Genomic DNA, 13,736 nt, shown 5'->3' on the forward strand with positions numbered 1-13,736 from the left:
ACCGGCGCCGGCGGCGCCGGTGGTCAGGCCGAGACGGGCACGATCCGCGGCAGCAGCCCGGTCAAGGCGACACCACGCTTGCGCAAGCTCGGCGGCAGCGGCGGCACGGTCAAGGCGAGATCCTGGTTCCAGCCCTGGACGTACAGCTGGAACTTCAGCAGAAAACCCGACTTCGGCTCGGTGATCGCCACGAGGTGCCGCGGCGCGCCGAAGATGTGCTTTCCCGGCGACCCGCTGTAGGACCGGAAGAGCAGGATCTGCCGGTCCGTCAGCACGACATACGCCTCAGCCTGAACCGGCAGCGCCATCATGGTGCCACCACTGAGCACCCCGACGGCCACCCCGAAGGCAACGGACTTCCCGACCGACTTCGCCACCGAGCCCACTTTGGCCATGGCGACCAGTTCCACCTGCTCGCCGGCCCGCATGAACGGAGCGGCGTTCTCGAGCAGACGTCTTTCTTGACGAGCACCCACGGAATTCCTCCAGAACGGAAACACGCCACGACCCCGGACGCATCGCACACGCTACTGGAGGCGGGGTCACCGCGTTCCCTTGCCCTGCACCAAATTTGGGGAAACCCGTCAAGACCGGCATATCAGGCGTCCGGGTCACTTTCCAACGCGGTGATCATGGTTCCGGCAAGAATTTTCCACCGAACGCACTTAGAGGTCAGTTCCGAATGAGTCGGCGTGTCGTCTTTGCGTGAGCTGCGGGGCTTTCGAGAATCTTGGTATGCGTGAGGAGGTTCTGACCGACCAGCTGTGGGAGCGGCTCGAGCCGCTCCCTTCCGGTGCACCCACGACGTTTCCGCCATCCCGGCCGCAAGCGTGCCGACGACCGCGCAGCATTCGAAGGCATCCTGTACGTGATCCGTACCGGTATCGGCTGGAACCGGCTGCCCACCTCGCTGGTCGACTCCACTCACCTGCGCGCCCTCAAAAGGGGGGACCATCGGCCCCAGCCCGGTCGACCGCCGCAAACCCGGCTCCAAACATCACCTGATCACCGACGCCCACGGCACCCCGCTGGCAGTCACGCTCACCGGCGGGCAGCGCAACGACGTTACTCAGCTGATCCCGTTGATCGACGCCATCCCGCCGGTCCGAGGCTTGGTCGGCAAGCCATTGCAGCGGCCACGCCGGCTCTACGCCGACCGCGGCTACGACCACGACAAATACCGCCGCCTGGTCCGCGCTCCCGGCATAACACCCGTCATCGCCCGCCGCGGCGTAGAACACGGCTCAGGCTTGGGCACAGTCCGCTGGCCGATCGAACGCACCTACGCCTGACTGAAAAGCTTCCGACGACTACGCATCCGAACCGAACGACGAGCCGACGTCCACCAAGCCATCCTCGGCCTCGCCTGCTCCGTGATCTGCCTCCGCAAACTCATTCTGAACTGACCCCTAATGGCACAAGGGGCCGTTCCACCGCCAAGCCACCCAGCGCAACGAACGACGCATGCGTGCCTGCAACTGACGAATGACCACGCGTTGCCGAACCAGCCGTGCCCCGCCGGGTCCGTGCCCGTCTTCGGATTTGTCGGGTTCGGCACCGGCTCACGAACTGCCCTACCGCCGGGTTGCACCAGTGCGCCGCATGCTCACGTTCCCCGTCGAGCAATCGATCCAGACGGGGCCGCTCTCGTCGATTGCTCCGCAGAGCAACCGAACTCATTCCGGCACCGGAACACCTTTGACTCGATTGTAGATGTTCCATATTGCTTCTCGACCCGATCCGCCGTAGCAGGCCAGGAACGAGTCATACCCACCGAACATCTTTCCAGACGATGAGAGCATCAGGTTCAGGTGCCGAGACGCCGCGGTGCCGACCGGGCACAGATTCTCGCCGACGCGTTTCTCATATGACCGAATGACAATCGGAAACGTCGACCGAACTGCCTCGACTGCATCCAAGGAGCAATCCTGGTCGCCGCCGATCGACTCATGCCTTGGATAGCGAAAGGTTGTTCTGTCGAACTCCGCCACGAACTCGATCGCCGCTTCGGACGGAACGTGCCCCGCCCGCAACCAAGCGACCTTGACACCTTCAACGTCGACAACTTTTGCCGGCGACCAGTTCGAATCCGAAAAAATCACGGCAAGCTGCTTGTCACTCACTTCAATGTTCATGAACCAGGGGTTACCTCTCTTGCTCCGCCCGGACCGCCCAAGATCAGCCGACACCAACCACAGGACGGCTTGTGCTCACCACTCGGCCTGTCGATGGTGGCATACTCCAGATCATCCAACCTTGAACCGGGAACATTGTTGAGAGCATTGTTGCACGCGTGGAATTCCGCACACGTTCCCGGCGCCCACTCTTCTGGCGCTCCCGGGGTGCCCACGAGTGCCTCTGCGGCTCGCAGCCTCGGCACGAGCGGAGGAGCCACATTGCCCGGGACCGCACCGCTCTCCCCATAAGCGGTCTCTCCGGTATAGGTGTCCCGTGACACCGCAGCCGCTTGGTTCGAAGTCGCGCTGGCCCCGGAGTCGGCGCGGGTGTGTTCGAACAGATTCGACGAGTCACCGCCGCCGCAGTTGTGGACCAGGACCGGCGTGTCGCCGACGTACACGTAGTACGTGTGCAGCTCGTCGATCGTCAGGTCGTAGGTGACCTCCGTCGAGTAGTACGGCGTCACCTCCGCGACCGTCGCCTCGCCGCCGTCTGCGGTCTGCAGATGGTCGCCGACCTGCAGGTCCACCGCTTCGACGAACTCGCCACGGGTGACGTCGTAGAACGGGTGGTGATACGTCGTCGTCACGGTCGCCGATGCCGTGGCCGGACCTCCCGCGACAATGGCCCCAGCCACAGCGAGACCCGCCACCGCACGACCTACCGCGCGACGAACCCGGCTCGGATTCACCTTCAACGCCACGAAGTCGTGGTCCGTCGCCGTCTTGATCACCCGTTCGACCGCGTGTGACTCCACACCCGCCGTGCCCGGCTGAGAGTTCCGGACCCGATCACCGACCTTCAGCGACGAGATCGGCTTCGCAGAACCGTCCGCCAGCAGCACCTTGGTGGAAGCGAGGAAACTGTGCACCGCGCACGTCGACGGCTCCTCCGCCGAACTGCGACCACGAGCCCGCAAACCGCCCAGCGCCCCGAACGCCGCACCACCGACACCGCCGGCCAGCGCACCCGTCCCCGCCGCCGACAACGCGCCGCCCACCGAGCAGTCGCGGCCGCAGTTCATGCCGTAGCCCGCCAATGCCGTCACGCCGCCGCTGACCGCTCCGGCACCCGCGCCGATCAAGCCCTGCGTCGCCGCCTGCGGCAGCACGCCATCCAGGGCCTCCGCCACCAGCTTGCCGCCCAGCGGGCCCGCCAGACCCGCGCCCAGCGCTCCGCCCAGCGCGCCCAGGCCGACCGCCTCCACCGCGCCGCCGACCGAGCAGTTGTGCGCCTTCGGGCAGTCCATCCCGTAGGACACCGCGCCACCGACCGCGCCACCGATCGCCGCGCAGCCGACCGCACCGATGCCCAGCGTCGCTGCCGTGCAGGCCGCGCCGACCAGCACGCCCGCCGCGATGCCCGCGATCGTCGACGCGTGGTCCTTCACGAACGTCGCCACGTGCGAGGCCGCCGAGGCTGCCGCGTGGCCCACGGCCGTCGCCGCTGTCGACACCGCGTGACCCACCGTCTTCGCCGCCGACACCGCCGCGTGCACCACCGCCGTCGCCGCGTGGGCCACCGCGTGGGCCGCTGTCTTCACCGCCTTCGTGACCGCGTGGTACGCGGTTTTCACCACGTGCACCGCCGCGTGGTACACCTTCTTCGCGTACCGGACCACCGCGTGGTAGGCGTTGCGGACCACCCGCCCCGCCGCGTGGTAGGCGTCCCGCACGACGTGGTAGCTCGCCACCGCGACGTGCACGATCGGCTGCACGACGTACGTGTTGACGAAGTGCGCCGCCGGCTGGATCACCTGGTGGTAGACGAACGACGCCGCCGGCGCCACGACGTGGTTGCTCACGAACGACCACGCGTCGCTGAACCAGCCGTGTCCCGACGGGTCCGTGCCGGTCATCGGGTTGTCGTCGACGTAGGCGAACTTGTTCGCCTCCATCGGGTTCGGCACCGGGCTGTTCGCCATCGAGTCGCGGTTCATGAACTGCCCGACCGCCGGGTTGTACCAGCGCGCCGCCATGTTCACGTTGCCCGTCGACCGGTCCGTCCAGCCCGACTGGTACCCCAGCTGCCCCTTGGCGTTCGCCGACGCCAGCACGTTGCCGAACGGGTCGTAGGTGATCGACCCGCTCAGTGCGCTCCCGGTGGCGGTGAACGTCCCGACGACGTCGGTGTGCTGGTCCACGAAGGCGTACGCCCCCGCACCGCCGGTGGCGACGCCGACGAGGCCGCCACCCGGATCGCGGCTGTAGGTCGACGTGCCGTCCGAGGCGATCGTGTTGCCCTGGCCGGAGAAGGCGAACGTCGTCGCCGCGCCGGACGCGATCGTCGTGTCGGTCAGGTTCCGGCCCAGGCCGTCGTAGCCGAAGGCCTGCGTGCCCTGCACGGCCATCTGCCCGAAGGCGTCCGACGCGGACACCAGGGTGCCGGTCGAGGACGCCCGCTCCCGCAGCGTCCCGCGCGCGCTGTAGCTGTAGGTGTTCGCGCCGTCCGACGTCAGCTCGTCGCGCGCGTCGTAGGTGTAGGTCGACGAGCCCACCTGGGTCCGGTTGCCCGCCGCGTCGTAGCCGTAGGCCACCGTGCTGACGCCGTTGTTCCACGACCCGAGCCGTCCGGCCAGGTCGTAGGTGTAGGTGTTGGCCGCCGATCCGGCGAACCCGGTGGTCGTCTTCGACGTGAGGTCGTCGTTCGCGTCGTAGCCGTAGCCGACCGACGCGATCGCCGCTCCCCCGGCCGTCTTCAGCGCGTCGCCGGTCAGCCGGTGCAGGCCGTCGTAGGTGAACGTCCGTGCGTTGCCCGTGCCGTACTTCACCCCGCTGACCTGGTTGAGGGTGTTGTAGCTCAGCGTCTGCGTGCCACCGGTCGCCGCGTCGGTGACGGTCGAGAGCCGGTCGGCGCCGTCGTAGCCGTACGACGTCGTGCCCGCCGCGTCGCTGCGCGAGGTCATCAGGCCGTCGGTGTTGTAGGCGAACGACGACGACCCCGCCGAACCGCTCGCCGTGAGCAGCGCGCCGCGGTCGTTGTAGCCGAAGGTTTCGCTGCTCGCCGCCTGGTGGTCCGAGTGCCCGGCGACGCCGGCTTCGGTCGTGGCCACCGAAGTCAGCCGGCCGCCGGGGTCGTAGCCGAACGTCCGGGTGGCCGTCGCGGCTTCGGCGCCGCCGCCGCTCTGGCTGACCAGGTTCCCGTCGTCGTCGTAGCCCGCCGTGACGGTCACCCCGCCCGGCTGGGTCTGCGTGACCGGCCGGGCCGCCGCGTCGTAGACCGAGGTGAAGGTCCGGTCCGCGGCCGAGGTGTAGGCCGTGGTGGCCGGCTCGACGACCGCTTCGGGCTGGTTCCACGCGTTGTAGCGGGTGATCGTCGCGTTGCCCCGGCCGTCGGTGGACCGCGTCCGGTTGCCCGCCGCGTCGTAACCGAACGACGTCGTGACGGACGCCGTCGCCGACACCGGCTGGATCTCCCCGGTGAGGCGGTTCCCGCTGTCGTAGGTGAAGGTCCGCGCGGTCCCCCGGCCGTCCACAGAGGACGTGAGGCGGCCGCCCGCGTCGTAGGCCGCCGACGTCTGCCGCAGCACGGCGCCGGTCGCGTCCTTGCCGGTGACGCGCACCGGCCGGCTCGACTGGTCGTAGTCGGTCAGCGTCGCGGTGTTGTCGGCGGCGGTGACCGACGTCTTCTCCCCGAGGTAGCTGTACCCGTACCGGGTGGTGTTCCCGGCCGCGTCGGTGACCGCCGTGGTCTGCCCGAGGCCGTCGTACCCGTAGGAGGTGACGGCGCCGGCGGGCGTCGTGGTCGAGGCCAGCCGCGCGCCGCCGGGGTTGCCGGCCGACGCGGCGTAGGAGTTCGTCGTGGTCGCGGTGAGCGTGCTCGGGTACCGCTCGAACACCGTCGAGGTCAGCGGCCGCGACAGGAAGTCGTAGGTCGCCTCGGTGCGGACGCCGTTCGCGTCGGTCACCGAAAGCCGGTCGCCGTTGGTGTCGTAGGTCGACGTCGTCTTGGCGCCGGAGGGCCGGGTCACCTGGGCGACGTCGCCGAGCTGGTCGTAGCTCATGGTGGTGACGTGGCTCAGCGGATCCTTCTCGGTGAGGACCTGCCCGATCTTGTCGTAGGTGCGCACGGTGGTCGCGGTGATCGGGGCGCCGCCGCCGGGCGGGGTGTACGCCGGGTTCGTGACCGACACCGGCTGCCCGGCCGCGTCGTAGACGGTGGTCAGCTGGTTGCCGTCGGGGTCGACGGCCTCGACCGGCTCGCCGAAGGTGTTGTACCCGGTCGTGGTGACCGGGTGCACGGCGGTGGCCGGGCCGCCGTTGGTCTCCGTGGTTACGGTCGGCGCGGTGGTCACCGCCGGGTTCCCGGCCTCGTCGCCGGCGTAGGTCGTGACGTTGCCGTTCGCGTCGGTCATCGACGTCGGCAGACCGCGTTGATCGACGGTCCAGCTCGTCGTCTCGGCCGCCGAAGACGCCGTCGTGCCGCCGTTGCGGCCACCGCCGAAGATCGTCGTGACCTCCGCCGCGGACAGCGCGCGGGTGTAGGCCTGGACGCCGGCCACCTGTCCGGTGGCGTAGTTGCCGTTGGCGCCGAGGTACCAGCCGTGCCCGAGCACCAGCGGGCCGGTGCTCGCCATCGGCGTCGGGTCGGTGGTGGTGCCGGCCTGCGCGCCGTTGACGTACAGCGCCATCGCGCCGGTGCCCGGGTTGTACACACCCGCCAGGTGCGTCCACGTCCCGGCCTGCGCGTCGGCCGCGGACTCCGCGCGGTAGCCGGTGGCGTTGGTGGCGTCGGTGCCGAACCGGGAGAAGGACCACTTGTGGCTGCTGCCGTCGTACTCGAGGTAGAGACCGCTCATCACGGTCCCCTTCTGCACGACGAAGGTCTGGAACGCCGAGCCGAGCGTCGCCGGTTTGACCCAGGCCGACACCGTGTAGGCCGCCGTGGTGTCGAGCACCGGGCCATTGGTGGCGATCTGCGAGCTGGTGCCGTTGAGGTTCGCGGCGCCGTCGGACCAGGTGACGGCCGAGGCGGCCGCGGTGTTCCCGGTGCCGGAGGAGTCGGTGACCGTGGTGCCCGACGGCTGGTTCAGCTTCCACCAGCCCACCGGGTGCCCGGCGCCGTCCGCGGCGACCGAGCGGGAGGTGAGCACGCCCATCGGGTCATACGTCGTGCTGACCGTGCGGCTGCGTCCCGACGGGTCGGCCTGCGTGGTGGTCGCGACCTGGTCGTCCGGGGTGTAGGACACCGACGTCGTGCGGGCCGCGCCCGCCGGGTCGTCGACGGTCCGCGAGACCCGCCCGGCGGCGTCCACTGTGGACGCCGAGGTGTTCGCGCCGTTGCCGGTGACCGTGCCGATCTGGTTGCCGGCCGCGTCGTAGGTGTTCGACTCGGTGACGAACGCCTGCTGCCCGGCAGGGTCCTTGCGGGTGACGGTCGCGGTCAGCCCGTTGTCGGTGTAGGTGTAGTACGTGGTGTCGCCCATCGAGTCCGTTTCGGACGCGAGGCGCCCGGCCGGGTCGTAGGCGTTCGACTTCTGGACGAGGAACGTCGCGGGCCGCGGGTCGGCGGGATTGCCGGTGTACCAGACGCCCTGGGTGAGCAGCCGGCCTTCGCCGTCGTAGGTCCAGTCGGTCTCGGTGCCGTTGGCGTCGGTCTCGCTCTTCTTGTTGCCGTAGACGTCGTAGGTGTAGGTGGTGACGTTGCCGTTCGCGTCCGTGCTGGAGGCGACCTGGTCCTTGTCGTTGTAGGTCGAGCCCGACGTCCGGGCGGCGTCGCCGCCGGTGCCGTCGGCGACGGTCTGCGAGGTGAGGCTGCCGTCGGCGTTGTAGACGCTGGTGGTGACGGCGTTGTGGACGGCGCCGGTCACCCGGTCGGTGACCGCCGGGTCGGTCTGCGAGACGACCTGGTCGCTGCCGTCGTAGGCGTAGGTGGTGACCAGGCCCGCCGGGTAGCTGTCGGAGACCGCCGTCTTCGACAGGAGGCGGCCGAGCGGGTCGTAGGTGAAGCGGGTGACCAGGCCGTCGGCGTTGGTCGTGCTCGCGACGTCGCCGTTGTGCAGGTAGGACACCTGGTTGACGGCGCCGCCCGGCGAGGTCGTCTTCACCGGCAGCCCGGCGGGCACGGTCCCGGAGTCCGTCGCGGGGAAGGCCGCCGTGCCGTCGCTGTAGGTGATCGCGGTGGTCCGGCCGCCCGCGAAGCCCGGCACCGGCGGGGTCGTCACGGAGGTGCGGTTGCCGGCGGTGTCGTAGCCGAACGACGTCAGGTACGCGGGGTCGGTCGCGCCCGAGGAGCGCGGGTCCCGCGAGGTGAGCATCAGGTCGTTGCGCGCGTCGGCCGTCGTCAGCTGCGCCGTGGTGTCGTCCGGGAAGTACGTCGAGTACGACGTCGAGCACTTCTCGGCGGCCTGGTCCTGGCAGGTGGTCTGGGAGACGGTGTTGCCGCGCACGTCGTGGCCGACGGTGACCACGTTGCCGTTGGGGTCGGTGCTGGTGTGCAGGAAGCCGGCCGTGTCGTAGCCGTAGGTGGTGCGGTGCCCGGCCGTGTCCGTCTCGGCGATCTTGTGGTTCCCGGCGGCCGGGTCGTACTGCTGCGTCGACGTCTTGCCGGTGGGGTCGGTGATCGTCGCGGTCGTCAGCGGGGCAAGCCCCTGCGAATTGCCCGCGGCGAGGAAGTGCTGGGCGACCTCACCGGCGCCGAGCGACGAGCGGTAGAAGGCGACTTCGCCGATCGAGCCGGTGAAGTAGTTCCAGGTGGTCCCGGCCGGCGCGGCCGGCCAGCTGCTGGTGTTGAAGACACCCGCGCCGGCGAAGGCGTAGGGGTCGACGTTGAAGATCTGCGCGGACAACGTGCCGATCTGCTGGCCGTCGAGGTAGAGCACCTGGCCGGTGTTCGCGCCGCTGAGCACGACGTGGTGCCACTTGCCGTCGTTGACCTTCCCGGCCGACGCCATGCCGGCGACCGAGTTGTCCCAGAAGTGCCCGTGCAGCTTGCCGTCGGTGCCGACGTAGAGCACCGGCATGGCACCGCCCGACGGGTTCGCGGCGCCGAGCGGCGAGTTGCCGGTCGAGAACAGCGTGCCGGCCGTGGTGGACGTCGTCGAGAACCACAGCTCGACCGACGCGGTGTTCGACGCGCTCACCAGGTGATCGGGCAGCGTGACCCCGGCGACGGTGCCCGGGAACTTCGCCGCGGTCGAGTCGGTGAACGGGCCGGGCCCGCCGAGCGTCGCGTTCGTGTAGGCCGACGGCCGGTAGTTCACCTCGCCCGCCGGGACGGCCGTGCCCGGCGCGTCTCCGAACCGCTGGTACAGCTCGGGGTGCGAGCCGAGGACGGCGCCGCGGTAGACCTGGCTGGAGCCGGCCGCGGTCAGCGGCGCGTACTTCCAGGTGCCGCCGTTCTCGTCGCCGATCTGCGTCACGGCGTCGGAAACCGGGTCGTAGGACACCGTCGTGTGCACCGCGCCGGAGGGCCGGGTGATCGACGTGAGCAGGCTCGACTGCTGCTTGCCGCTCTGGTAGAGCGCCAGCTCGCGCTGGCCGGGCACGGGCTTGTCCCACACGGCGACGTCGGCGATCTGGCCGTTGAAGAAGGTCGCGGTGCCGGGCTTGCCGGCGTTGGCCTGGTCGGGCCACTGGTTGCCGAGGAACCCCGCGCCGATGTAGCGGTTCTGCGGGCCCATCGGCACGATCGCGCCGATCGTGGACCCGACGAACTGGCCGTCGAGGTACATGCCCTGGCTGGTCGAGGAGTGCGTGAACACCACGTGGTGCCAGGTGTTGTCGTTGACCGGGGCCGGGGTCGTGACGGTCTTGTCCGTGGCGCCGGTCCAGTACTCGCCGATCAGCTTCCCGTCGTTGCCGACGTAGAGCGCGGGCGTGTACTGCGACGCCGGGCTCGTCGCCTCGGTCAGCGGCATGGTGCTGTAGGAGAACAGGACTCCGTTGGTGGCCGCGGTCTTGAACCACATCGACACCGACATCGTGTTCGGCGCCGCGGCGCCGGCCCGCGGGAGCTGCACGTACGACGACGTGCCGTTGAACCCGGCCGACGTCGCCGCCGAGCCCGCCAGCGCGCCGGGCCGGCCGAGCGTGACGTCGTGGTAGGTCGCGCTGTCGGCGCCTTCGTTGGTCAGCACCGCGCTCGCGGCGGTCGTCCCGGACGCTTCGGCCAGCGGCCAGAGCGAGTGCGGCCCGAGGTCGAGCGCGCTGGTCCGGTAGGGCGACGCGGCCTGGTAGCCGTACCGCGTGCAGGCGGTCGTCGTGCCCGGCGGGCAGACACTGGTGAGCTGGTCGCCGGTGTAGCCGTAGGTCCAGGTCAGCGGCGCGCCCGGGGTGAGCTCGTCGGTCGAGACCGTGGCGACGTGCGGGCTGGTGGCCCCGGCCGGGGTGCTCCAGGCCAGGTGCAGGGCGCGGCCGGAGACCGCCGATGTCAAAGCGGTGGCGCGGCCGGCGGAGGTGGTCACGGTCGTCGCGCGGCCGTTGGCGTCCGTGATCGAGGAAAGCTGGTAGACGCCCGAACCGAGTGCCTGGGTGAAGGTGTAGACGGTGTCGTTCTTGTCGGTGAGGCTGTATCCGCCGGTGATCGTCTTGAAGGTGGCGAACCGCCCCGACGGCGGGGAGAACGTGCCGTCGGCGTTCTTCCCGTAGCCCACTTCGGAGCCGTCCGGGTAGGTCACCAGCACGCTGACGACCGTGCCGGTGCCGTCGAAGTCGTACTGCTCGGCGGCGCGCGCGTCGACCACGCTCGACCAGCCCGCGCCGAAGGCCCCGGTCGTGCGGGGATCACGGGAGTTGTAGTCGCGCACCACCGACAGGGCGGGCCCTACGCTGCGCACCTCCGCGTCGGTGGCCGACGTCGTGTAGTTGCCGATGCTCGGCTCGACGCCGTGCACGCCGGTGTTCTGCGACAGCGACGACGTCACCAGCGGCTGGTCCACGCCGACGGTGAGCGGGTTCCACGGCGGGTCGGCCGAGTAGGACGAGCCGTCGTAGGCCTGCACGGCCCAGTAGTAGGTCTGGTTGTACTTCAGCTTCCCGGCCGGGACCCGCCAGGTGCCCTCGGCGACCAGGCCGGAATCGGCGATGGTCGCGCCCGCCTGGTCGGCGACCTGGTAGCGGTACTTCAGCGCGCCCGGGCCGGCGTCGATGTCGTGGGCCGTGGCGAACAGGAACGGGACGAGGCTGGTCGTCACGCCGCCCGCGCCCGGGTAGGCGGAGTCGACGACCGGCGGCACGTTCCCGCTCGTGGTCAGCGACAGCACCGGCTGGAAGCCGGCGTTCATCTGCCACGAGTCGAACTGCTTCCAGTGCAGCGAATCGTTCGTGGCGGCGTAGACGGCGAGGCCGTTGTCCGCCACCGACCCGTTGGCCCAGCCGGTAAACGTCGCCGCCGACAACGGCACGCTGACCCAGTCGCCCACCGTCCGGTCGGCCGCGCGGTTGGCGCACGCGGTGGGCACCGACGGCGTGGCGTTGCCGATGCTCGCGCCGTAGGACGGCCCCGGGTAGGCGGACACGCCCGACGGCGTCCACGTCTGCGTCACCGGGGCGACGTCGAAGCGTTCGGCGACGCACGTCGAGGCCCAGGTGTCGAACAGCTTCAGCGTCGCGGAGCTCACCGTGACCTGGGAGCCGTCGAGGTCGGCGGGGAACTTGAGAAAGGTGTTCGCCGAGTCGGGGCCCGAGTTGAACGACCCGATCTTGACGACCTTCTCCATCGAGTGGTCGCCGGGCGCGCCGGCCTCGGCGTAGGTCGAGGACGGCGTGTCGGTGAAGGTCGGGTCGACGGTCACCGGGAACACCCGGGCCGGGTCGGCCAGCCACTTCGGGTCCAGGGTGACCTTCAGCGCCGGTGCCCCGGCGGACGTCGTCAGCGCGTAGCCGACCGCGTAGGTCGTGGCCGGGTCGCCGGAAACCGGGTCGACCCGGGAGTCGAAGGCGTAGCCGCGCGGGATCCGTTCGCGGACCGCCCCGGCGCCGTCGACCAGGCTCACCGACCCGTCGGCTTCGGCACGCGGCGTCAAACCCTTGAGGGTCAACGGGAACACCCAGGTGCTCGGGGCCGCCGCCGAGCGCAGCACGACGGATTCCTTGACGCCGGTCGCCGTCGGTTCGAGGGCGAGATCGGTGTCGCGGAGCACGCCGGGGTAGGTCGCGGACCGGCCGTCGACGCGGGGGGCGACCGGAGCGGCGCCCTGCAGGCCGTAGGTGAGCGAGTGCCCGCCGTCGACGGCGAGGGCGGCCAGCGCCGGGTCGGCCGCGTTGCCCGCGAAGTCGACGGCCCGGGAGTTGGCGGCCTCGTGCCAGCGACCGTCCTGTCCACTGTGGACCGTGGTGTCGATCGGCCGCCAGCCCCACGGGCCGTCGGCGAAGTTGACCGGCTCCCGGGTGTAGTCGCGGGTGATCGAGCCGTCGGCGTTGGTGAAGAAGTTCATCGTCGCCGTGGACTTCGTCGCGTCGCGGCGGCTCGTCACGGCGTCGAAGCCGCGCGTCGCCGGGCCGCTCGGCCCGGGGGTCACCTTACGGTCGTGCGCGGCTTCCGGGGCCAGCTCACCGGGCGCGCGGTCCGGGGCGCGCCCGGCGCCGCCGTCCGCGCTGGTCTCCGCGGTGGTCGCGTCGTGGCGTTTGCCGTCGGCCGAGCCGCCGGCCTGCCGGGGTGTCGCGCCCCAGTGCGGTGAACCGGAGAACAGCGAACCGAGCCACGACGTGAACTCCGGTACCGGCAGGTGGCCCGGCGCGAGCTGAGCGGCGTCCGCCTGCCCGGAACCGAGCGAAAACGCCAGCGCCAGCAGCATCCAGGCAGCACAGAACCTGACAGCACGACGACCCACGAGTCTCCCCCTCGATGACCATCCCCGACGAACGGCGAGAAAGTTCACCACGGCGGAAGGGGTTCTCACCAGCCCGCAAAGCGACCAATCACGGAGATCAAGAGCACAGGACAAACCGGACTTGTGCTACGTAAATTGCCCTAACCGCGCCAAATCTCTCAGTGGCCGGCGGCGTGCGCGGCCCCGCGGACCGCCTCGGCGACGTCCGCGCGGAGGTGCTCGGTCACCCCCACCGGGGAGACGTTGGCCGCCGCGCCGCCCGCCGCACCGACGGCCACGAAGCGGATAGCGGGGTGGGTACCCGCCTGGGCGAGCGCCACGGCGGTGCCCGGCTCGCCCACCGTCAGGACGACGTCGCACCGCCGCTGCGCCAGGGAGTTCAGGTACGGCAGGTAGTTCGCCTCGGTGGCCGGGCCCGCCGCGGCGAGGTAGGAGACCTTGGCGCCGGTGTCGCCCGACGCGTCCTGCAGGCCCGCCCACACCGGCGCGACCCCGGGCGCCGCGAGCCCGGCCGGACCGGTCAGCAGGCACGCCGAGTAGTCGGCGTAGACGCGCGCCCGCGCCGGCGGCAGTCCCTGGTCGTCATCCCCGGGCCACCACAGCAAAACCGCCGCACCCGCGACCACGATGACACCGGCCACCGCCACCCACCAGAACCGCCGCACGGCCTTCCCCTCACTCCCGCGTGCCCCCACGGTAGTGCACGGCCGGGGCCGTCCGGTGGCTCAGCGCCCGCCCCGCGGTCCTCGGCCGCCGGAACCCGGGCGCGGCAACCGCTACCATGCGC

4 protein-coding genes and 1 pseudogene are annotated in these 13,736 nt (G+C 70.5%); 1 reads left to right on the plus strand and 4 read right to left on the minus strand.

Annotated features, from left to right (window positions below; genetic code table 11):
- Nucleotides 1-23 precede the first annotated feature (23 nt).
- On the minus strand, nucleotides 24-476 hold the full coding sequence (locus ACLJQZ_RS27280; RefSeq protein WP_410622715.1) for a hypothetical protein: 453 nt from the start codon (nucleotides 474-476) through the stop codon (nucleotides 24-26).
- A 259-nt stretch (nucleotides 477-735) separates the two neighbouring features.
- Here ACLJQZ_RS27280 and ACLJQZ_RS27285 point away from each other — a divergent pair.
- Nucleotides 736-1,406 (plus strand): annotated as a pseudogene (locus tag ACLJQZ_RS27285) (IS5 family transposase).
- Nucleotides 1,407-1,676: 270 nt separating this feature from the next.
- On the opposite strand, the gene ACLJQZ_RS27290 reads toward ACLJQZ_RS27285, so the two are convergent.
- The 3 genes from ACLJQZ_RS27290 to ACLJQZ_RS27300 form a co-directional block, all read right to left on the minus strand.
- Complete coding sequence (locus tag ACLJQZ_RS27290; protein WP_410622716.1) at nucleotides 1,677-2,135, minus strand: SUKH-3 domain-containing protein; 459 nt, start codon at nucleotides 2,133-2,135, stop codon at nucleotides 1,677-1,679.
- Nucleotides 2,132-12,913 carry a LamG-like jellyroll fold domain-containing protein gene (locus ACLJQZ_RS27295; RefSeq protein ID WP_410622717.1) on the minus strand — a complete coding sequence of 3,594 codons (10,782 nt, stop codon included), beginning with the start codon at nucleotides 12,911-12,913 and terminating at the stop codon, nucleotides 2,132-2,134. The genes ACLJQZ_RS27290 and ACLJQZ_RS27295 overlap by 4 nt, the downstream gene beginning before the upstream one ends.
- Before the next feature lie 194 nt (nucleotides 12,914-13,107).
- A complete protein-coding gene (locus ACLJQZ_RS27300; RefSeq protein WP_410622718.1) occupies nucleotides 13,108-13,614 on the minus strand; it encodes a hypothetical protein in 507 nt (168 codons plus the stop codon).
- Nucleotides 13,615-13,736: the final 122 nt, after the last annotated feature.

Origin of the sequence: Amycolatopsis sp. cmx-8-4 (assembly GCF_046548675.1) — a bacterium.
Classification (GTDB): domain Bacteria; phylum Actinomycetota; class Actinomycetes; order Mycobacteriales; family Pseudonocardiaceae; genus Amycolatopsis.

Excerpts from the sequence above, each read along its gene's own strand:
- ACLJQZ_RS27290 (WP_410622716.1), bottom strand. The coding sequence starts at position 2,135 with ATGAACATTGAAGTGAGTGACAAGCAGCTTGCCGTGATTTTTTCGGAT.
- ACLJQZ_RS27295 (WP_410622717.1), bottom strand. The coding sequence starts at position 12,913 with ATGCTGCTGGCGCTGGCGTTTTCGCTCGGTTCCGGGCAGGCGGACGCC.